Below are 20,286 nucleotides of genomic sequence, written 5' to 3'. Positions count from 1 at the left end.
CTGCCGAGCTGCGGTGACGCCGGGAGCGGGTGACCCGCTCTTGACAGGGGGTGTCAGCGTTCGTAGGTTCGGGCCGCTTTCGTCCGTGGTGTTAACGCTAACATCATCGCCTGCGGAGGCTGCGCCGCGTCACCCTTCCCGGCCGGACCGCTCGGGCCCGGCCGGTTCTCCGGCATGGGAGGTTCAGCTCACCACGCGATACCAGATGTTCGTGGCGGTCGGCACGTGGCTGACGCTGATCTGTTCGAGCCGGACGTTCGTCCCGCCCGGGTGCTCGAAGAGGCGCACGCCGTCACCGAGGAGCACCGGCGCCACCATCGTGAGCACCTCGTCCAGCACGCCCGCCTCCAGGCACTGACGGGCGACGTTCGCGCCGAGCACGTTGACGTACTTGCCGTCCGCCGCGGCCTTCGCCGCCGCGACGGCGTCGGGCAGGTTGCCGAGGAACTCGACGCCGGGCACCGGCGTGTCCGGGACGTGGTGGGTCAGCACGATGTGCGGTCCCTGCCAGGCGCCTTCGAACGCGCCCTCCTTCTCCGTGCCCTTGTTCGGGTCGTCGCCGCGGAAGGTGCGGTTGCCCACCAGCAGCGCGCCGATCCGGGCGACGAGGTCGTCCGCCTGCGGGTTCGGGCCGAGGTACGGGGCCAGCCACGACATGTCGCCGCCGGGCCCCGCGATGAAGCCGTCAGCCGACATGGTCACCGAGTACAGCAGTCTGCTCATGACCTGTAGACGATCGCGCCCGGCGGAACTCATCGTCCAGGGGGAGCGGTGGAGCGGCGCTGGATCAGCTCGATCGGGCCCGCCAGCACCTCGGCCACCGTGTCGTCCGGCTTCAGGCTGCCCAGCAGCGTCACGCCGCGCCTGCCCAGCTCCGCCAGCGGCATCCGCACCGTGGTCAGCGCCGGGTGGAGGTAACTGGCCAGGTCGAGGTCGTGCACGGCCACGATCGACACGTCCCGCGGGATCTCCAGCCCGGCCGCCCGCACCCCCTCCATCGCCCCGATGGCCGAGGCCACGTTCGCCACGAACACCGCGGTCGGCGGCTCGGCCCCGGCCAGCAGCCGCGCCATGGCCGCCGCCCCGCCCGCCGGCGTGTAGTCGGCCGCCACGATCGGGCCCTCCGGCAGGCCCGCCTCGCGCATCGCCGCCGAGTAGCCGGCCGACCGGCGCGCGGCGGTGTCGGCCCGCGACGGGCCCGCGAGGTGGGCGATGCGGCGGTGGCCGAGGCGCACCAGGTGCTCCACGGCCAGGGCGGCGGCCCGCTGGTCGTCGAGGATGACGTAGCGCTTGACGCCCCTGCTGCGGTTGTTCAGCATCAGCCAGGGGATGGCGGCCTGGTCGAGCTGGTGGGTGAGCGTGGTGTCGTCGCCGGTGCCGGCCAGCAGCAGCCCGTCGATGCGGCCCTGCCCGATGCGGTCCATGTACTCGCCGAGCCCCGCCCCCGTCGCGCTGCCGGTGACCAGCACGTACCCCTGCGCCGCAGCCTCCGCCTCCGCGCCCTTGATGATCTCGGCGTAGACGGGGTTGGCGAAGTCGGGGATGAACAGCCCGAACATGTGCGCCCGCGACGTCCGCAGGCTGCGCGCGGCCACGTTCGGCCGGTAGCCCAGCTCGTCGATGGCCGCCAGCACCCGCTCGCGCGTCTCCTGGCGGATGTTGAGCGTCGGGTCCTTGTTGACCACGCGCGAGACGACGGCCCGGTCCACCCGGGCCATCGCGGCGACGTCGGCGAGCGTCACGCGGGAGCGCTTCATGCGCTCGATCCTGGACGCACGCTCTGCCCGCTGTCCATCGACCGGTAGAGCGCGTCGAGCAGCCGCAGCGTGCCGAGGTTGTCGCGGCCCGACGTCTCCGGCTCGCCGCCCTCGGCGATCGCCTTGAGCAGCGACCCCATCGGCCCTGCCACCGCGTCGGGCAGCCAGCGCCGCGTCACCGGGTACGGCAGCCAGCCGTCCGTCGGCACCGCCCGGCTGCTGACCTCCAGGGTGTCGGGGCGGCCGTGCGGGTAGTCGTACAGCAGGCCGAGCGTGCCCCTGATCGCGCCTTCGGTGCCGTCGATGCGGAAGGACGCCTCCCCGTCGCCGGTGCGGTTCTCGTGCGTGGCGTGCACCAGCGCCCGCACCTCGCCCGGGTAGACCAGCGTGCTCATCGTGCGCGTCTCGCCCTTGGCGAGCTGGCCTGGCGTGCGGCTGCCGGTGCAGAAGACCAGCTCCGGGTCGCCGAGGACCGAGCGGATCGCGTCCAGGTAGTGGATGGAGTGGTAGACGATCTCCAGCCGGTCGGTGGTGACCAGCCAGTCCCACGCGCTCCAGTCGGTGAGGATGTTCACGGTGAACGTCATCGCCGTCGGCTGCCCGATCCACCCGGCGCGCACCATGGCGCGGGCGGCGGCGATGCCCTCGTCGAAGCGGAGCTGCTGGTTGACCGCGACCTTCAGGCCCGTGGCCGCCGCCACGTCCACGATCCCCTGGCCGGTGGCCACGTCCGGCGCGAACGGCTTCTGGCACAGCAGGTGCTTGCCCGCCGCCAGCGCCTGCCGCGCGACGGCGGGCTGCGCCTGCGGCGCGACCGCGATGTCCACGACCGCGACCCGTTCGTCGGCCAGCAGCTCCTCCAGCGAGGCGTACGTCCTGGGCACCCCGTGACGGGCGGCCACCTCGGCGGCGCGCCCCGCGTCGAGGTCGAACAGCCCGGTCACCTCCAGCCCGGCCTGCCGGTAGGCGGGCAGGTGGGCCACGTCCACGATGGCCCCGGCGCCGACGATCGCGACCGGCCGGCGGTGCTCCGCCGGGATCGACAGGTCGGCGGCGGCCGCGATGGGCGCGAACAGGTCGATCAACGCTCCTCCATCCGGTAGAAGTGGGCGGCGGTGCCGCCGAGCACCATCGCGCGCTCGGCGTCGTCCAGCCCCGACAGCGCCACCTGCGTCTCCCGCCACACCGTGGCGTAGTCGCCGGCCAGCGTGGCCACCGGCCAGTCGCTGCCGAACATCAGCCGCCCGGGCCCGAACAGCTCCAGCGCGTGCTCGACGTACGGCCGCAGGTCCTCGCCGGTCCAGGTCGCGGCGTCGGCGGCGGTGTTCAGCCCGGACACCTTGGCGTACACGCCGGGGCACTCGGCCGCGCGGGCCAGCAGCGACGCCCACGGCTCCCAGCCCCTGTCCTTGATCGGCGGCTTGGCCAGGTGGTCGATCACCATCCGCAGCCCCGGCACCCGCTCGGCCAGCACCGGCACGTGCTCCAGGTGCCGCGGCAGCACCGCCACCACGTCGAACGGCACCCCGGCGGCGGCCAGCAGCTTCAGCCCCTCGACGACGGGCTCCTGGAGCAGCCAGTCGGGGTCGGGCTCGTCGTGGATGAGATGCCTGATCCCGGCGAACCTGGGATGCCGCCGGTAGCGCTCCAGCGCCCGCGCCGCCTCCTCGGGCCGGAGCAGCGGCACCCAGCCCACCACCGCGCCGACGAAGTCGTACGCGTCGGCCTGCGCCAGCATGGCGTCGGTGTCGGCGTAGGAGTCCATCGACTGCACCAGGACGGTGCGGTCCACGCCCGCCGCGGCGAGCTGGGGGATGAGCTCCTCCGGCTCGAACGTGCGGAAGATCGGCCCGGACCCGGGCGTCAGCCAGGGGTACGAACCCGTCTCCAGGTTCCAGAAGTGCTGGTGGGCGTCGACGACGGGCATTCGGCCCCTCCTCCCATGATCAATCGTTTGAGCGCAACAAAATAGCAGGAGGCTGGACGAGTTCCAGCGTGATCTCGTCCGGGTCGAGGAAGTAGCAGGCGTAACCGCCCTTGTTCACCCCGGCCGTGATCTCCTCCGGCGGGTTGACGAACCGCACCCCGGCCGCCGCCAGCCGGGTGTGCTCGGCGCGGGCGTCCTCGACCGTGAGGGCCAGGTGCGCGGCGCCCGGCAGGTGGCGGGCGGGGTCGCGGGCCTCGCCCCGCGGCTGGACGTACTCGACCAGCTCCAGGTCGTGGGTGGACAGGCCGCGCGGCTGGCCGGGCACGGCGAGCTGGGCCACGCGCAGCACCGCGTCGGGGTAGCCGACGAGCCTGCGGGTGTAGTCGTTGTCCTGCTCCTGCCGGTGCACCAGCGTGAAGCCGAGCAGGTCGCGGTAGAACGCCACGGACCTGTCGAGGTCGGCGACCGTGAACGAGAAGTGCCAGACGCCCCTCATCGCAGCGCCTCCTGCCTGACCTGGACCTGCGGTTCCGACGATTGCCTCACCCGTTTGACCTGCCGCTGGCGGCCGGCGACGGTGTAGATGGCGGCGGCCACGACGACGACCGTGCCGACGATGACGCCCTGGTAGTTGGCGCCGAGGTTGAGCACGTTGAAGCCGTTGTCCAGGGTGAACAGGATGAGCGCCCCCACCACCGACTTCAGCACGCTGCCCAGGCCGCCGAAGAGCGAGGTGCCGCCGAGGATGGCCGCGGCCAGCACGGTCAGCTCGGTGCCCTGCAGGCCCGTCGGGTTGATCGCCAGGAGCTTGGCGGCGAACAGGATGCCGACGAAGCCGGAGCCGAGCCCGTTCAGCACGAACGCGCCGATCCTGTAGCGGTTGACGTTGATGCCGGACAGGCGGGCCGCCTCGGCGTTCGCGCCCACCGCGTACAGGCGGCGGCCGATCACCGTGTACCGCAGCACCGCCCAGGTGATCCCGGCGATCACGATCAGGTAGTAGGTGGGCTTGCTCAGCCGCAGCTCGAACCCGAGCACCGGGCTGAGCACGATCGCCACCACGCCCGCGGCGACGATCGCGATCCCCGCGGCGCGGGAGCGGCGCAGCAGCACGAACACGCCTGCCGCGACGGCCGCCGCGCCCAGGACGGCCAGGATGTGGGGGATCGTCCAGTAGCCGGCCTGGAGGGCGATCAGCGAGCTCTGCGCGTCCGGGTCCGAGGCGGTGATCGTGCGGCCGTCGGTGAGGATGAGCACCAGCCCGCGCACGGCCGTCATGGTGCCCAGCGTGACGATGAACGCGTTGATCCCGACGAGCTGCACGATCAGCCCGTTCACCGCCCCGCACACCAGCCCCGCGCCCAGCGCGATCGCCATCGCGAGCGGCAGGCCGAGCGGCGCGACCAGGCTGAGCACGGTGGCCGCCGAGAAGGCCGCCACCGACGCCACGGACAGGTCGAAGTTCCCGCTGATCAGCACGACCGTGGTGAACACGGCGAGGATGGCGATCAGCGACGACTGGTCGAGGATGTTGATGACGTTCGTCGCCGACAGGTACGGCGGGCGGCCGAGCTGGGCCGTCAGCAGCGTCAGCACGGCGACGATCAGCAGGAGGGCGTAGACCACGCCCGCGTTGCCCGGCCGCAGCGCCGCGGCCGGCCGTGAGCGCCTGTCATGCGGCATGGTTCGCACCTGCCTCGCCGAAGCCGTTCGCCAGCATCAGCAACTCCTCCTCCGATGTCTCGTGTGCCGCCCGTTCGGCGACGACGCGGCCCTCGCGCACGACCAGCACCCGGGTCGCCACCGCGAGGATCTCCTCGAACTCGCTGCTCACCACGAGCACCGCGCCCCCGTCCGCGGCGAAGCGGCGGACGAGTTCGAGGATGTCGGCCTTGGCGCCGACGTCCACCCCGGCGGTGGGCTCGTCGAGCATGAACACGCGGGCGCCGCCGTACAGCCACTTGCCGAACACCACCTTCTGCGCGTTCCCGCCGGACAGCTCGGCCGGCAGCGCGCCGGGGCCGGAGCAGACGATGCCGAGGTCGGCGATGGCCCGTTCGGCGCGCTCGTGCTCGGCGGGCTCGCGCGGCAGCGACCGGCCCGACGACAGGGACGGCAGGTCGGGCAGCGAGATGTTCTTCCAGATCGGGAACGTGCCCACCAGGCCCTGCGCGCCGCGGTCCTCGGGCACGAGCGCCATGCCCGCGGCCACGGCGGCGCGCGGGGTGCGGCGGACCGGGCGGCCCTCGACCAGCACCTGGCCGGTGGCGCGCGGGTCGGCGCCGTAGACGGCGTGCAGGATCTCGGAGCGGCCGGAGCCGAGCAGCCCGGCCAGCCCGATCACCTCGCCCGCCCTGGCCTCGAACGACACCTCCCGCACGCCGGACGGCGAGCCGAGCCCGCGCACCGACAGCAGCACCGGGGCGTCCTCGGGGACCGGCTCGGCGCCGCGCCGCCCGGCCTCCAGCAGTTCGCGGCCCACGATGGCCTGGACGAGGCGGTCCTCGTCGTAGCCGCCGGTGGCGCCCTCCGCCACGACCGTGCCGTCCCGCAGCACGGTGACCCGGTCGGTCAGGGAGAGCACCTCGTCCAGGAAGTGCGAGACGTACAGGAAGGCCGTGCCCTGGGCGGAGAGCCTGCGCACGACGTCGAAGACCACCTGCCGCTCGCCCTCGGCGAGCGAGGCGGTCGGCTCGTCCATCACGACCAGCTCCGCGCCGGTGGCCAGGGCCTGCAGGATCGCGACCATCTGCCGCTCGCCGATGGCCAGGCCGGCCACCTCGGCGTCGGGGTCGATGGCGTAGCCGACCCGCTCCAGCAGCCGGGCGAACTCGGCGCGGCGGGCCCGTGGCAGCCGCCAGGGGCCGGGGGCGCCGAGGAAGACGTTCTCCAGCACGGTGAGCGTGGGCGCGAGCGGCACGTGCTGCATGATCGTGGCCACGCCCGCCTTCCTGGCGGCGCCCGGGGTGCGCCAGACGACCTGCTCGCCCTTCCACCGGACGGCGCCCGAGGTCGGCGCGTGCGCGCCCGCGATCACCTTGATCATCGTGGACTTGCCCGCGCCGTTCGCGCCGACCAGGCCGTGCACGCTGCCCGCGTCCACGGTCAGGCGGGCGTCCCTGAGCGCGACGGTGCCGTTGGGGAACTCCTTGCCGATGCCCGTCAGGGACAGCAGTGGCGTCACCATTGCGGCGTGCAATCGGCGAGGTTGTCCTTGGTGATGGCCGGGGTGTCGTACGTGACGAACGCCGCGTCCTGCTTCTTCTGCCCGGTCAGGTGCTGGTGGAGGGTGGTGAGGGCGAGCCTGCCGAGGTCCTCGGGCTTGTAGCAGACGGTGCCGGCGATCGCGCCCGACTTGACGGCGTCGATGCCGAGCTTGCTGCCGCCGATGCCGACGATCTTCGCCTTGGAGCCGGCCGCGGCGACCGCCTTGGCGCAGCCCGCCGCCATGTCGTCGGACTGGGCGTAGAAGAGCTGGGTGTCGGGGTTGGACGAGAGCATGTTCTGGCAGGCCGACTGGGCCTTGTCCTGCACCCAGTCGCCGGGCTGGCGGGCCACGACCTGGTACGTGGCGCCCTTGGCCGCCGCCGACCCGGGGAACTCCTGGTAGCGCTGGACCACCTCGGCGAAGCCGGCCTGACCCTCGACGATCGCCATCTTGCCGCCGCCGGGGACGACGCTCGCGGCGATCTCGCCGGCCTTGCCGCCGGCGGCGTACTCGTCCTGGGTGACCAGGGCGACCAGGCCCGGGTAGACGTCCTTGAGCTGCCGCTGTTTCGGGTCGCCGACCTGCGAGGCGACGGCCACGGTGGGGATGTTCGCGGCCTTGAGCCGGTCGGCCAGGCCCTGGGCAACGCCCGAGTCGACGGGCAGGATGAGCACGCCGTCGGGCTGCTGGGCGATGAGGTCCTGGATGTCGTTGCTCTGCTTGTCGGCCTTGCCCTGGGCGTCCAGCTCGACGATCCTGACGCCGAGCCTGGCCGCCTCCTCCTTGATGCCCTTGCCGATGGCGGCGGGGAAGGGGAAGCTCAGGCCCAGGTTGGAGACACCGATGGTGTACTCCTTCTTGCCGTCGCCGGACGCGCTGGTGGATCCGCCGCAGGCCGTCGCGCCCAGCACGAGCGCGGTGGCGGCGAGGAATGCCTTCTTCATGGTTCTCCTGATGGAGTCAATCGTTTGACTAGCGGGCCTGTCAGCCCTTGACCAGTCCCCGTACATCCCCCGTGATGCGTGCGGCGTCCGGCACCAGGGACTGGGCCAGCACCGGCGCGGCCGGCATCCGCACGTCCGGCGTGCCGATCCGGATCGGCGGCGCGAGCAGGGGCACCCCCGCCCCCGCGACGCGGGCGACGACCTCCGCGCCGAAGCCCCCCGTGACGTTCGCCTCGTGGACGACCGCCAGCCTGCCCGTCCTCGCCACGCTCGCGACCACCGCGCCGGTGTCGAACGGGTTGAGCCACGGCGTCTCCAGCACCTCGGCCTCGATCCCGTCGCCGGCCAGCGCCCCCGCCGCGTCCAGCACGCGCTGCGTCATCGCGCCCCAGGTGACGATCGTGACGTCGGAGCCCTCGCGGCGGGTCCGCGCCCCGCCCATCGGCCGCACCGGGCCGCCCGTCTCGACCGGCTCCTTCCGGCCGAAGTAGAGGGTGCGGTTCTCGATCACCAGCACCGGGTCGTCGCAGTGCACGGCCGTCACCAGCAGGTCGTAGGCGTCCTGCGGCGTGCTCGGCATGCACACCCGCAAGCCGGGGACGTGCAGGAACAGCGCCTCCAGGCACTGCGAGTGCTGCGCGCACGCGCCCGGCGCGTTGCCCTGCTGGGTGCGGATCGTCAGCGGCGCCGTCAACCGGCCGCCCGAGACGTAGCGCACGTTGGCCGCCTGGTTGACGATCTGGTCCAGCGCGACCAGCGAGAAGTCGGCCCACATGATCTCCACGATCGGGCGGCGGCCGAACATCGCCGCGCCCACCGCGCTGCCCAGGATGGCGGACTCGCTGATCGGGGTGTCGAAGGCGCGCTCGCCGTACTGCTTGCGCAGCCCCCGCGTCACCCCGAACACGCCGCCGGGCACGCCCACGTCCTCGCCGTAGACCAGGGTCTCCGGCAGTTCCTCCATCAGGCGGTGCAGGGCGGCGTTCACGGCCTCGCCGTAGGTCATCTCAGGCATACAGGTGCTCCATCGCTGTGGCGGGGTCGGCCGGGGGCGCCTGCCGCGCGGCCTCGGCGGCGGCGTCCATCTCGGTGCGCGCCCGGCGCTCCACCGCGTCGATCTCCCGCTCCGGCACGCCGTCGGCCAGCAGGCCCGCGCGCAGCCGGGCGATCGGCTCCCTGCGCCTGATCCGCTCCAGCTCGCCGGGCTGCCGGTAGGTCTCGGCGTCGCCGATGTAGTGGCCGACCAGCCGCTCGGTCATGCACTCCAGCAGCGTCGGGCCGCCGCCCTCGCGGGCCACCTCCAGCGCGTCGCGCACGTGGAAACGCACCGCCTCGGCGTCGTTGCCGTCGATCCGGTGCCCCGGCATGCCGTACGCGGCGGCGCGATCGGCCAGGCGCGGGCTGCGTACCATGCCGGCGATCGGCGTCAGCTCGGAGTACCGGTTGTTCTCGCACACGAACACGACCGGCAGGCTGAACGCGGCGGCGAAGTTCATCGCCTCGTGCACCGCGCCCTGGTTCATCGCGCCGTCGCCGAACACGCTCACCGCGACCCGGTTCGAGCCGTCGTGCCGGCCCGCCAGCGCCGCGCCGCACGCGATGGGCGCGCCCGCGCCGACGATCGAGTTCTCGCCGTGGAAGCCGTACTCGGCGGCGGTGAAGTACGCCGACCCGCCGCGCCCGCCGTTGACCCCGCTCGCCCGGCCCATCAGCTCGGCGAACAGGGGCTCCGCCGGAACGCCCCTGGCCAGCGCCCACCCGTGGCCCCGGTAGGTAGCGAACAGCGCGTCCTCCGGCTCCAGCACGTCGCACGCCCCGACCGGGATCGCCTCCTGCCCGACGCACAGGTGCACCGAGCCGACGATCGGCCCCCCGGCCGGATCGCCTGTCCGCAGGTCACGCACCTTCTCCTCGAACGCGCGGATCCGCCACATGGCCAGCAGGTCCGCCAGCCGTCTCTCACTCATGCCCACTCCTTGCCTGCTCGTCTCTCCACGCGTCGAGCGCCGCGGCGCAGACGGCCCCGGCGTCGCCGACGTAGGACTCGGGCGCGATGGGCAGCGGGCCCAGGCTCTCCAGCTCGCCGGCCCCCGCCACCTCCAGCAGCGCGTCGGCCAGCGCCCGCCCGCGCTCGCGCGCCTCGTGCGCCGCCTTGTAGACCAGGTCGTGCGCCCGCTCCCGCCCCAGCGCCGGGGCCAGCCGCATCATGTACGCCTCCGCCATGATCAGGCCGCCCTCCGCGTCCAGGTTGGCGCGCATGGCCTCCGGGTAGACCCGCAGGCCGGCCGCGACATCGGCGGCCGTGGCCAGCGCGCCCGCGGCCAGCTCGGCCAGCAGCGGCACGACGTACCACTCCACCTGCCACTCGCCGGCCGCCCGCTCGTGCCCGGCCTCCATCGCGCGGAACAGGCCCGAGCTGAGCGCGCCCGCCGTGCCGGACATGCCGATCACGGCCTCGCAGCCGATCGGGTTGGCCTTCTGCGGCATCGTCGAGGAGGCGCCGCGGTGGTGGCCGCCCGCCTCGCGCACCTCGCCCACCTCGGTCCTGGACAGGTCCACGACCTCGCGGGCGAAGCGGGCCGCGGTCGCCGCCAGCGACGCGCACGTCACGCCGAACTCCGCCACGCCGTCCCTGGCCACGTGCCACGGGACCTCGGTGGTGCGCAGGCCCAGCGCCCGCGCCAGCGCCGCCCGTACGGCCGAGGAGCGCTCGCCCATGGCGGCCGAGGTGCCGCCCGCGCCGAACAGCGACACCACCCGCACCTGCCGCGCGGTGGCGCTCACCCGCTCGCGCTGCCGCGTCACCTCCGCCAGCAGCACCGCCATCTTCGCCCCGAACGTCGTCGGCACCGCCTGCTGCGCGTGCGTACGGGCGGCGATGACCGTGCCCGCGTGCTCGGCCACCAGCCCGGCCACCGCGTCGCCGAACGCGCCGAGCAGCTCGGCCAGCCGGTCGAGCGCCTCGCCGAGCTGCAGGGCCAGGCCGGTGTCCATGATGTCCTGCGTGGTCGCGCCGTAGTGCACCCGGCCGTTCGGGCCCTCGGGCAGGGCCGCCGAGATCATCCGCACCAGGGGGAGGATCGGGTAGCCCACGTTCACCGCCTCCGACCACAGGCGCGGCAGGTCGATGTTGGCGGGCACGCACGCCGCGGCGATGGCCGCGGCGTCGCCGGGCTCGATCACGCCCGCCTCCGCCTGCGCCCTGGCCAGCGCCTCCTCGGTACGCAGCCACGCCAGCACCGTGCGCTCGGCGGAGAAGATCTCGGCCATCACGGCGTCGCCGAACAGCTCGGGCAGCAGCTTGAACGTCTGCCTGGTCAAGGTCAGTTCATCTCCAGTCCGCCGTCGACGTTCAGCGCCTGGCCCGTCACGAACGACGCCAGGTCGCTGGCCAGGAACAACACCGCCGAGGCGACCTCCTCGGGCCGCCCGGGACGCTTGAGCGGCGAGCGCTCGCTGACCTCCTTGAGGTAGCCCGCGCCCGCGTCGGGGCCGAAGCGGCGGTCGCGGTCGCTGATGATGTCGTCCCACATGGCGGTGAGGAAGACGCCGGGGCAGACCGCGTTCACCCGCACGGGCGCCAGCGCCTCGGCCGCCGACTTCGTCAGCGACAGCAGCGCCGTCTTGGTGGCCGAGTAGTGGGCGGCGTTGGGCCGGCCCGAGCGGGCGGCCACCGAGGCCAGCGTCACGATCGAGCCCCCGCCCTGCTCGACCATGCGCCGCCCGACGGCCTGGGTGAGCCAGAACGCGGCGTTGAGGTTGACGTCCACGATCCGCAGCCACTCCTCGGGCTCGATGTCGAGCAGGGGAGTGGTGCGCATGATCCCGGCGCAGTTCACCAGCACGTCGATCCGGTCCAGCCCGTCCACCAGGGCCCTGGCCTGGGCCGGGTCGGTGAGGTCGGCTCCCCGCTTCGCCACGCCCAGCCCGGCCGCCGCCTCGTCGAGCCGCGGCCCCTCCAGGTCGGAGAGCACGACATCCGCTCCGGCGCCGGCCAGCGCGCGGGCGCAGGCGAGACCAAGACCTCCCGCACCGCCCGTGACGAGCGCGGTGCGGCCCGTCAGGTCGATCGTGACCGCCATCCTCGATGGCCTCCCTCATGCGTTGGTCAAACGATTGACCTGACGATAGCAAGCGGCTCACAAACCGAACAAGAGGGAGGTCAATCGTTTTTATTCGGAAATTTCCCCACTCCTCACGGGGTCCAGCCCAGCTCCGCGTAGAAGGCCGCACGGGCCCGCTCGAACGCCGCCCGGCCGAGGACGGCGCCCCTGTGCGGGCCCTCGGCGATCGGCTCGTCGTGCAGGCGCGCGGGCAGCGCCTCGTCGAGCCGCCCGCCGCTCTCGCGCACCGCGTAGGCACGCAGCTCGTCCAGGCGCGCCTGCCCGGCCGCCAGCAGGTCCTCCAGGGTGAACTCCGCGCCCAGGACGGCCGTGACCAGGGCGGTCAGGTGGTCGACGGTCAGCGGGCGGGTCGGGGTGGAGGCGAAGACGCACAGGTTCAGCGCGTCCAGGCCGCTCCACAGCCGCAGCAGCCGCGCGCTGCGCCGGCCCCGCTCCTCGTCCAGCTCGTGCGCGGGAGCGGGGAGCGCGCCGACGCGGGCGGCCTCCGGGAAGCTGTAGGCCAGCCCGGCGACCGGGTCGAAGTCGAGGTCGTGCTCCAGGGCGTCGTAACGCGGGCCGCCTGGGGCCAGCGCGTAGCCGAGGCCGATGCCGGGCTGCGGGCGCGGGTCGAAGCAGGGCAGCTCCGCGCCCTTCACCGTCATCGCGTACGCCTGCGCGCCCCGCCCCACGTGCCGCGCCGCCCTGGCCGAGCCCTCGGCCAGCAGGTCGCCGAGCGCGCCCGACCGGGCGGCCACGTCTTCGATCAGGCCCGGCAGCGCCGCCGCGTCGCCGAACGCCGGCCCGCCGGGGAGCAGGCCGCGCTCGGCGCACTCCATCGCGAACGCGATCGTGCCGCCCAGCGAGACCACGTCGAGGCCGAGGTCGTTGCAGCGGGCGTTGGCGGCCAGGATCGTGCCGAGGTCGTCGATGCCGAGATTCCACCCGAGCGACAGGAACGCCTCCTGCCCGAGCCCCCCGGACCGCTCCCCGTACACCTTGAGGCAGTCGTTCGGGCAGCCGGGGCAGGAGCCCGCGGTCGAGACCGCGCGGCCGTCGTAGTCGCGCGCCGAGGGCACCCGCAGGCCGGGCGGCCCCGGGACGGAGAAGTTGCGGACCGAGGCGTAACCCGGGTCGAGCGGGTCGCCGGCCCAGCCCGCGAAGCCCGGCAGGCCCGCCTGGAGCGCGGCCAGCGGGTTCGTGGCCAGGGACTCGCGGTAGTAGGCGGTCAGGGCGGCGATCGCCTCCGGATCGGCGACCTCGGCGGGCGCGTCTCCCGCGCAGACGACGGCCTTGAGGTTCTTGGCGCCGAAGACCGCGCCGAGCCCGTACCGGCCGGCGGGGAAGGCGTGGTCGGTCACCACGCTCGCGTACCGCACCAGGTTCTCCCCGGCGGGCCCGATCGCCGCGACGTGGGCCCCCGCCCCGTGCCGGGCGCGCAGCGCGTCGGTCGTGGCGGCGGTGCCGAGCCCGCGCAGGTCGCCGGCGTCGTGCAGGCTCACCTCCCCGCCCGCCACCAGCAGGTACGACAGCCGCGGCGCCCGCCCCGCCACGGCCAGCGCCCTGGCCCCCGCCCCCCGCATCCCCGCCGCGAACGGTCCCAGCGCGTGCGCCTCCCCGGCCACCCCCGTCAGCGGCGACTTGGCCAGGAACACCGCCTTGGCCAGCCCGGGAGCCGCCGTCCCGCCCAGCATCCCGGCCGCCACGTACAGCAGCGCACCAGGATCGTACGGATCCAGCCCCGCCGCCGTCCGCTCCCGCATCAACCGCAGCCCCAGGATGGACCCGCCGTAGTGCCCCTTCTCCGAAGACCGATACTCCTTCTCCACGTTCCCGCTGGTCAGATCCACAATGAACGGCATGAAAGAGCCTCCTAGAGCCGGACAGGGAACCAGGAGCGGCACCACATCACACATCACCCATGGCATGCAACCCTCCCGGCTTCCCGCGCCGGGCAGCGCCGAACCCGCCGCGTGCACCAGGAGGCGGCCCGGCCGTGCGCCGCGACGTCGAGCCGCGGAGCCTCGTGCTGTGACCTGGGCGGCGCGCTGGAACTGTGCGACTTCGTCATCACCCGGCCGCCGGCCCCCGGCCTGACGCGCTGCACCGGCACCGGCGCGCATCGGCACTCGCCGAGCGAGGTGAACGTGGCCGGTAGTTTCTCAACCGGCTGCCTCTGGCGTGAACCCCGCATGACGAATCCGGCCCGGGTGGCATTCCCTGGGCCCGCGCGTCTCGGCGCGACGGCGGGTGTGGACCGGGCCGGATCCTCGCAGCGCGAGGAGCTCGTAAAACGCCGGACATTCTCGGAAATTTCGTCCGAGCGTCGCATATGTCCGTGATATTTCCGGACGATAGATCCGACTTTTAATTCTTGTCAACATAAGTCAGCCGATTTTCGAAGTAAGGTGAGTTCATGCCAACCTACGGCCAGCACGCGGCGGGGGCGGGGGCACTGTTGGCGATCCTCCGGGACGGGCGGGCCAGGACGAGAGGCGAGCTGGCCCGGCTCACCGGCCTGTCCAGATCCACCGTCTCGCAGCGGCTGGACGGGCTGATCGGCTCCCGCTGGGTCGTCGAGGGCGAGGGCTCGATCTCCTCCGGAGGCCGGCCGGCGGCGGTGTTCGCCTTCAACGGCGGCGCGCGGGTCGTGCTCGCCGCCGACGTGGGCGCCACCCGGGCCCGCCTGGCCGTCCTCGACCTCGGCCTGAACGTGCTGGCCGAGCGGGTCGCCGGATTACCCGTCGAGCTCGGCCCCGAGGCGGTGCTCGGCGGGGTGGCCGACGCGTTCTGCGAGCTGCTGGCCGCGGCCGGGCGCGGCCCGGAGCAGGTGTGCGGCGTCGGGCTGGGGCTGCCGGGCCCGGTCGAGCACCGCACGGGACGGCCGGTGAACCCGCCGATCATGCCGGGCTGGGACGGGTTCGCGGTGCCCGAGTGGCTCGGGGAGCGGCTGGGAGCGCCCGTCCTGGTCGACAACGACGTCAACGTCATGGCGCTCGGTGAGCACTGGGCCGCCGGCCCCGCCGTGGACCACCTGATCTACATCAAGATCGGCACCGGCATCGGCTGCGGCATCATCTCCGGCGGCAGGCTGCACCGCGGCGCGCGGGGCGCCGCCGGGGACGTCGGCCACATCCGGGTGCCCGCCTCCGACGCGCCGTGCCGGTGCGGCAACACCGGCTGCCTGGAGGCGATCGCGGGCGGCGCCTCGATGGCCGCCGCGCTGCGCGGCGCCGGGGTCGAGGCGCGCGGCAGCAGGGACGTGGTCGCGCTCATGCGCGCCGGCGACCCGCGGGCCACCCGCCTGGTCAGGCAGGCAGGGCGCGAGGTCGGCGCGGTGATGGCCGCCATCGTGAACTTCTTCAACCCCTCCGTCATCCTGATCGGCGGCGACGTCGCCGCGGCCGGCGAACAGGTCCTGGCGGGCGTGCGGGAGGCGATCTACAGCCGGTCGTTGCCGCTGGCCACCCAGCACCTCGGCATCAAGGCGGGCGAGCTGGGCGACCGGGCCGGGGTCGTCGGCGCCGCCGTCATGGTCGTCGAGCACGTGCTCGCGCCCGACAGCATCGACCGGATCGCCGGAAGCTGAGCGCCGGATACGAGCACCATTGACCCTTTCCCGACGGCGGCGTAACAATGGTGATCGTCCAGGAACCGGGGCGGTGGCATGCCGCGGGGACCGGGCACGGATCCGCTGCGACGTGGTCGGCGCACGCGTCCCTCAAGGAAGGGAACCCTCGCGTGAGCCCTCGACATGCCCTGCCTGACGACGCCTTACCCGACCACGTGCACGAGGAGCGGGAGCGCGCCGAGACGCTCCGCCACCGGCTGGGGCTGAGCCGCCGCCGGCTCTTCGCCGCCACCACCGGCCTGGCCGCCGCCGCCGCGATCCCCCTCGCCCAGCCCGCCGCGGCCGGCACGCGCCGGGTGCTCATCCCGCCGGGCAAGCGCGGCATCATCCTCTACACCGTCCGCGACGCGATCACCCGCGACCCGGCCTCCACCACCTCGCCGTCGGGCTTCCGCCGCGTCCTGGAGGCGCTGTCGGCCATCGGGTTCCGGCAGGTCGAGTTCGCCGGCTACCGGCAGCACGCGAACGCCGAGGGCGGCGCGAGCCTGGACACCGTCGAGGGCGCCCGGCTGCTGCGCGGCTGGCTGGACGGCAACGGGCTGCGCGCCCAGGGCAACCACGGGTTCATCCCCGGCTCCTGGCCGCTGACGACCGCCGACCTCGACCGGTTCAAGCAGGCACTGGAGATCGCGAACATCCTCGGCCTGGAGCACATGGGCACCGGCGCCGACCCGACCGGCAGCGCGTACAAGGCCGACTGGGACGTGGCGGCGGAGAAGTGGAACGCGCTCGGCGCGATCGCCCGCAGCGCCGGGATCAAGCTGTACACCCACAACCACGACGCGGCCTACGCGTTCCTGCTCGACAGCGGCCCGCCCGACGAGCAGGGCCGGCCGACGCGCTCGTCCGGCATCCGCAAGCTCGAGTACTTCTTCAGGATCAGCGACCCCAGGCTCGTGCACTTCGAGATGGACATCTACTGGGCGCACGTCGCGCAGTACAAGCACCGCACCTACACCGCGCCCGACGGCTCCACGCAGACGGACGTCTTCGACCCGCTGCGCACCGTCAGGGCCCAGGAGAAGCGCTTCCCGCTCTTCCACGCCAAGGACGGCGCGTCGAACCCGGCCGTCCCCAACGGTTACGACATGGTGCCGTTCGGCACCGGCGACATCGACTACCGCCGCTTCTTCTCCCGCCTGCGCAACCACGGCTTCCACAACCCGATGTACGAGCAGGACAACGCCCCCGGCGCCGACCCAGCGCAGTCCCTGCAGCTCGCCGAGCTCAGCTACCGCAACATGGCCGCCCTGCGCGGCTGACGCGGACCAGAAACGGGACCGGACCGCCACGAAGCACCCTGCCGTTGGCCCGGCAGACGTGGCGGCCCGGCCTCTGACACTCCTCGTCCTAGGAGCAGCATCACCATGCAGCGTACCCTCGCGGTGCTCGGCGGCCTCGTGCTGGCCGGCGCCTGCCTGTCCTTACCCGCCCGGGCACACGACCCGGCCACCACGTGGTCCAGCTACGAGAAGATCACCCTGACCAAGAACGTCGGCGAGCCGATCGACCTGGCCGTCCTGCCCGACCGGCGGGTGCTGCACACCGCCCGCAACGGCGACATCCGGCTGACCGACCCCGCCACCGGCGTCACCAAGGTCATCAACACCGTCCCGGTCTACGCCAACTCCGAGGACGGGCTGCAGACCATCGCCCTCGACCCGGACTTCGACCAGAACAAGTGGGTCTACGTCTACTACGCGCCGAAGACGATGACGGCGCCCTACCCGCCGGGCACCCCGGCCGGATCCGCGCCGAACACGCTGCCCGCCGGGGCCGACGAGACGTACTGGAACCAGTGGAAGGGCTACAACCAGCTCTCCCGCTTCAAGTGGACGGGCAGCGCGCTGGACCTGTCCACCGAGCAGGTCATCATCAAGGTCGAGGCGCAGCGCGGCCAGTGCTGCCACGTCGCCGGCGACGTCGACTGGGACGCCGACGGCAACCTCTACCTCGCCACCGGCGACAACACCCCCGCCGGCACGCCGGGCGCCAACGGGATGGCGCCCAACAACGACGCGCCCGGCATGAACCCGGGCCTCGACGCCCGGCGCGGCGCGGGCAACAGCAACGACCTGCGCGGCAAGATCCTGCGGATCAGGGTGGCCGCGGACGGCACGTACACGATCCCCGAGGGCAACCTGTTCGCCCCCGGCACGGAAGGCGCCAGGCCGGAGATCTTCGTGACCGGCGTGCGCAACCCGTTCAGGATGGACGTGGACGCCGAGACCGGCACCCTGTCCTGGGCCGACTACGGCCCCGACGCCGGCACCGGCGATCCCGCCAGGGGGCCCATGGGGTACGTCGAGTGGAACATCACCCCGCTCACCAAGCCGATGAACAGCGGCTGGCCGTACTGCACGGGCGACAACTTCAACTACAACGACTGGGACTTCGGGACCGCCCGGCCGGGCCCGTGGTTCGACTGCGCGGCAGGCCCCCGCAACACCTCCCGCTGGAACACCGGCCTGGCCCAGCTCCCGCCCGCCGTGCCCGCCGACCTGTACTACGGCGACAACAACACCCACCAGCCGGCCGCGTGGGCCGGGCTCACCGACTTCGACCCGCAGGGCGGCCAGGGCCCGATGGGCGGCCCGATCTACCACTACGACCCCGGCAACCCGGCGTCGGGCAAGCTGCCCGAGCACTGGGACGGCAAGGCGTTCTTCGCCGAGTTCTCCCAGGACTACCTGGCGGCCTTCACCTTCACCGGCGCGGACGGGCCGGTCACCGCGATCGAGCACTTCCTGCCCAACAGCGCGCTGCGCACGGCCGCGCAGCCCATCACCGACAGCCCGATGGACATCGAGTTCGGCCCCGACGGCTCCCTGTACGTGCTGGAGTACGGCGACGGTTTCTTCCGCGCCAACCCGGACGCCGGCCTCTACCGCATCGACTACACCCCGGCGAACAAGACCCCGCAGGCCAGGATCGCCGCGGACAGGACCTCCAGCAGCGCCGCGCCGCTCACCGTCGCCTTCGACGCCACCGCCTCCAGCGACACCGAGCCGGGCACGCTGACCTACGAATGGGACTTCGACGGCGACGGCGACTTCGACGCCACCGGCGTCACCGCCACCCACACCTACACCGAGCTGGGCCAGTACGCGGCCCGGCTGCGCGTCACCGACTCCGGCGGCCGGTCCGGGCTCACCTCCGTCGAGGTCACCGTGGGCAACACCGCGCCCGTGGTGACCGTCAAGACGCCGCCGGACGGCGGGTTCTTCGACTGGGGAAACGCGCTGCCGTACCGGATCGGGGTGTCCGACGCCGAGGACGGCGACAACCCGGTGTGCTCGCGGGTCCAGTGGACGTTCGGCCTGGGGCACGACACGCACGCGCACCCGGAGACGCTCGGCACGGGTTGCGCCGGCGCCTGGCCCACCCCGGCCAGCGCGCCCGAGCACGGCGAGACCGAGAACATCTACGGGGTGGTCGTCGTCAGTTACCGCGACAACGGCGCCGGCTCCATCCCCGGCGCGCTGGGCGAGGCCGCGCTCACCCTCAACCCCAAGCTGGCGCAGGCCGAGCACGCCGACGAGAGCAGCGGCGTCACCAAGACCCCCGACGACACGGCGTCGGCCAAGGCCAAGGTCACCTCGTTCGACCCGGGCGACTGGATCGCCTACGACCCGGTGCACTTCGCCGGCATCACCGGCGTCCAGACCAGGGCGTCGGGCGCGGGCACGCTGTCGCTGCGGTGGAACTCGCCGACGGCCGAGCCGTTCGCCGGCGTGACCGTTCCCGAGGGCGACGGCTGGCAGACGGTCACCACGCGGCTCGACGACCTGCCGGAGGGCACCGGCCGGCTGTACGTCACCTCCTCCGGCGGCGTGGACCTGGACGCGTTCACCTTCCAGGGCGGCGGCGTGGCCGACACCACCCCGCCGGCCGTCACCGCCACGCTCACCCCGGCCCAGCCGGACGGCGCGAACGGCTGGCACACCGGCAACGTCACGCTCGCCGTCACCGCCACCGACAACGGCACCGTCGCCTCGCGCCAGTACTCCCTGGACGGCACCACCTGGTCCAACGCCAACAACCCCGTCACGCTCAGCGCCGAGGGCGCCAGGGAGGTCCGCTACCGGGCCACCGACAACGGCGGCAACGTCTCCCCGGCCGGCACCCTCACCGTGAAGATCGACAAGTCGGACCCGACGCTGACGGTCACCGGTGTGGAGCCCGGGGCGTACGGCGACTCGGCCACCGTCACGCCCGTCCTGACCGGCGCCGACGCGGTGTCCGGCGTGGCCGGGGTGACGGCGGAGCTGGACGGCGAGGCGGTGGCGTCCGGGAAGCCGGTGGCGCTGTGGGCGCTGCCGCTCGGCGAGCACCGGCTCACGGGCACCGTCACGGACCAGGCGGGCAGGACCGCCACGGCCTCCGTGACGTTCGAGACGACCACCTCGTACGCCGACGTGCGGGCGCTCGTCTCGCGCTTCCGGCAGACGGGGGCGATCACCTGGAAGGCCGCCGCTGACCTGCAGGACCAGCTCGCGCAGGCGGAGCGGCACGAGAAGAGGGGCAAGCGGGCGCTGGCCGTCGCGGCGCTCGAACGGTTCGTGAAGGTCGCGGAGAAGCGCGGCAACGTGCGGGACGCGGCGGCCGGATCGGCCCTGGTCCGCGACGCCAAGGCCCTGATCGAACGGCTCCGCTCCGCCTGACCCCGTCCTGGCGGTCTCACCTCCGACGGCGAGACCGCCAGTCACGGCACCGCCC

At 73.3% G+C, this 20,286-nt stretch carries 16 protein-coding genes; 3 read left to right on the top strand and 13 right to left on the bottom strand.

Features of this window, described 5'->3' with window-relative positions:
- Nucleotides 1-183 precede the first annotated feature (183 nt).
- The 13 genes from ACBJ32_RS50485 to ACBJ32_RS50425 all read right to left on the bottom strand — a co-directional run bounded on the left by ACBJ32_RS50485 (nucleotide 184) and on the right by ACBJ32_RS50425 (nucleotide 13,798).
- Entirely contained in the window at nucleotides 184-723 is a 540-nt protein-coding gene (locus ACBJ32_RS50485) for a dihydrofolate reductase family protein (RefSeq protein WP_375133005.1), read from the bottom strand.
- Nucleotides 724-752: 29 nt separating this feature from the next.
- The gene (locus ACBJ32_RS50480) at nucleotides 753-1,757 is read right to left on the bottom strand and encodes a LacI family DNA-binding transcriptional regulator (protein ID WP_375133004.1); all 1,005 of its coding nucleotides are present in this window, start codon (nucleotides 1,755-1,757) and stop codon (nucleotides 753-755) included.
- Nucleotides 1,754-2,842 carry a Gfo/Idh/MocA family protein gene (locus ACBJ32_RS50475; RefSeq protein WP_375133003.1) on the bottom strand — a complete coding sequence of 363 codons (1,089 nt, stop codon included), beginning with the start codon at nucleotides 2,840-2,842 and terminating at the stop codon, nucleotides 1,754-1,756. The genes ACBJ32_RS50480 and ACBJ32_RS50475 overlap by 4 nt, the downstream gene beginning before the upstream one ends.
- Nucleotides 2,839-3,684 (bottom strand): amidohydrolase family protein, encoded by an 846-nt coding sequence (locus tag ACBJ32_RS50470; protein WP_375133002.1) that lies wholly within the window; start codon nucleotides 3,682-3,684, stop codon nucleotides 2,839-2,841. The genes ACBJ32_RS50475 and ACBJ32_RS50470 overlap by 4 nt, the downstream gene beginning before the upstream one ends.
- 19 nt (nucleotides 3,685-3,703) lie before the next feature.
- A complete protein-coding gene (locus tag ACBJ32_RS50465) occupies nucleotides 3,704-4,180 on the bottom strand; it encodes a VOC family protein (RefSeq protein ID WP_375133001.1) in 477 nt (158 codons plus the stop codon).
- The gene (locus ACBJ32_RS50460) at nucleotides 4,177-5,367 is read right to left on the bottom strand and encodes an ABC transporter permease (RefSeq protein ID WP_375133000.1); all 1,191 of its coding nucleotides are present in this window, start codon (nucleotides 5,365-5,367) and stop codon (nucleotides 4,177-4,179) included. Before ACBJ32_RS50460 ends, ACBJ32_RS50465 begins: the two co-directional genes overlap by 4 nt.
- Nucleotides 5,357-6,883: a sugar ABC transporter ATP-binding protein gene (locus tag ACBJ32_RS50455; RefSeq protein ID WP_375132999.1), complete on the bottom strand. Its 1,527-nt coding sequence runs from the start codon at nucleotides 6,881-6,883 to the stop codon at nucleotides 5,357-5,359. Before ACBJ32_RS50455 ends, ACBJ32_RS50460 begins: the two co-directional genes overlap by 11 nt.
- Entirely contained in the window at nucleotides 6,865-7,836 is a 972-nt protein-coding gene (locus ACBJ32_RS50450) for a sugar ABC transporter substrate-binding protein (RefSeq protein WP_375132998.1), read from the bottom strand. Before ACBJ32_RS50450 ends, ACBJ32_RS50455 begins: the two co-directional genes overlap by 19 nt.
- Before the next feature lie 40 nt (nucleotides 7,837-7,876).
- The gene (locus tag ACBJ32_RS50445) at nucleotides 7,877-8,851 is read right to left on the bottom strand and encodes an alpha-ketoacid dehydrogenase subunit beta (protein ID WP_375132997.1); all 975 of its coding nucleotides are present in this window, start codon (nucleotides 8,849-8,851) and stop codon (nucleotides 7,877-7,879) included.
- Nucleotides 8,844-9,803, bottom strand: coding sequence for a thiamine pyrophosphate-dependent dehydrogenase E1 component subunit alpha (locus tag ACBJ32_RS50440; protein ID WP_375132996.1), 960 nt, complete (start codon nucleotides 9,801-9,803; stop codon nucleotides 8,844-8,846). The genes ACBJ32_RS50445 and ACBJ32_RS50440 overlap by 8 nt, the downstream gene beginning before the upstream one ends.
- The gene (locus ACBJ32_RS50435) at nucleotides 9,796-11,157 is read right to left on the bottom strand and encodes a lyase family protein (protein ID WP_375132995.1); all 1,362 of its coding nucleotides are present in this window, start codon (nucleotides 11,155-11,157) and stop codon (nucleotides 9,796-9,798) included. The genes ACBJ32_RS50440 and ACBJ32_RS50435 overlap by 8 nt, the downstream gene beginning before the upstream one ends.
- A 2-nt stretch (nucleotides 11,158-11,159) precedes the next feature.
- Nucleotides 11,160-11,918: an SDR family NAD(P)-dependent oxidoreductase gene (locus ACBJ32_RS50430; protein WP_375132994.1), complete on the bottom strand. Its 759-nt coding sequence runs from the start codon at nucleotides 11,916-11,918 to the stop codon at nucleotides 11,160-11,162.
- Between the two features lie 113 nt (nucleotides 11,919-12,031).
- Nucleotides 12,032-13,798: an aldehyde ferredoxin oxidoreductase C-terminal domain-containing protein gene (locus ACBJ32_RS50425; protein ID WP_375132993.1), complete on the bottom strand. Its 1,767-nt coding sequence runs from the start codon at nucleotides 13,796-13,798 to the stop codon at nucleotides 12,032-12,034.
- A gap of 554 nt (nucleotides 13,799-14,352) precedes the next feature.
- Between ACBJ32_RS50425 and ACBJ32_RS50420 the strand changes: the two genes are divergently transcribed.
- From ACBJ32_RS50420 to ACBJ32_RS50410, 3 genes are all read left to right on the top strand, one after another.
- Complete coding sequence (locus ACBJ32_RS50420) at nucleotides 14,353-15,525, top strand: ROK family transcriptional regulator (protein ID WP_375132992.1); 1,173 nt, start codon at nucleotides 14,353-14,355, stop codon at nucleotides 15,523-15,525.
- A 152-nt stretch (nucleotides 15,526-15,677) separates the two neighbouring features.
- On the top strand, nucleotides 15,678-16,829 hold the full coding sequence (locus ACBJ32_RS50415; protein ID WP_375132991.1) for a sugar phosphate isomerase/epimerase family protein: 1,152 nt from the start codon (nucleotides 15,678-15,680) through the stop codon (nucleotides 16,827-16,829).
- 105 nt (nucleotides 16,830-16,934) lie between these two features.
- Nucleotides 16,935-20,231, top strand: coding sequence for a PQQ-dependent sugar dehydrogenase (locus tag ACBJ32_RS50410; protein WP_375132990.1), 3,297 nt, complete (start codon nucleotides 16,935-16,937; stop codon nucleotides 20,229-20,231).
- The last annotated feature ends 55 nt before the right edge of the window (nucleotides 20,232-20,286 follow it).

Source organism: Nonomuraea sp. GTA35, from assembly GCF_041950525.1.
In the GTDB taxonomy this organism is placed as follows: Bacteria; Actinomycetota; Actinomycetes; order Streptosporangiales; family Streptosporangiaceae; genus Nonomuraea.
Note: the sequence above shows the minus strand (reverse complement) of the source record. Positions and strands in the feature narration are given on the sequence as shown.

What these genes read in the sequence shown, in the direction of transcription:
- ACBJ32_RS50485 (WP_375133005.1), bottom strand. Translation starts at nt 723, where the DNA reads ATGAGCAGACTGCTGTACTCGGTGACCATGTCGGCTGACGGCTTCATC.
- ACBJ32_RS50480 (WP_375133004.1), bottom strand. Translation starts at nt 1,757, where the DNA reads ATGAAGCGCTCCCGCGTGACGCTCGCCGACGTCGCCGCGATGGCCCGG.
- ACBJ32_RS50470 (WP_375133002.1), bottom strand. Translation starts at nt 3,684, where the DNA reads ATGCCCGTCGTCGACGCCCACCAGCACTTCTGGAACCTGGAGACGGGT.
- ACBJ32_RS50465 (WP_375133001.1), bottom strand. Translation starts at nt 4,180, where the DNA reads ATGAGGGGCGTCTGGCACTTCTCGTTCACGGTCGCCGACCTCGACAGG.
- ACBJ32_RS50460 (WP_375133000.1), bottom strand. Translation starts at nt 5,367, where the DNA reads ATGCCGCATGACAGGCGCTCACGGCCGGCCGCGGCGCTGCGGCCGGGC.
- ACBJ32_RS50450 (WP_375132998.1), bottom strand. Translation starts at nt 7,836, where the DNA reads ATGAAGAAGGCATTCCTCGCCGCCACCGCGCTCGTGCTGGGCGCGACG.
- ACBJ32_RS50445 (WP_375132997.1), bottom strand. Translation starts at nt 8,851, where the DNA reads ATGCCTGAGATGACCTACGGCGAGGCCGTGAACGCCGCCCTGCACCGC.
- ACBJ32_RS50440 (WP_375132996.1), bottom strand. Translation starts at nt 9,803, where the DNA reads ATGAGTGAGAGACGGCTGGCGGACCTGCTGGCCATGTGGCGGATCCGC.
- ACBJ32_RS50430 (WP_375132994.1), bottom strand. Translation starts at nt 11,918, where the DNA reads ATGGCGGTCACGATCGACCTGACGGGCCGCACCGCGCTCGTCACGGGC.
- ACBJ32_RS50425 (WP_375132993.1), bottom strand. Translation starts at nt 13,798, where the DNA reads ATGCCGTTCATTGTGGATCTGACCAGCGGGAACGTGGAGAAGGAGTAT.
- ACBJ32_RS50420 (WP_375132992.1), top strand. Translation starts at nt 14,353, where the DNA reads ATGCCAACCTACGGCCAGCACGCGGCGGGGGCGGGGGCACTGTTGGCG.
- ACBJ32_RS50410 (WP_375132990.1), top strand. Translation starts at nt 16,935, where the DNA reads ATGCAGCGTACCCTCGCGGTGCTCGGCGGCCTCGTGCTGGCCGGCGCC.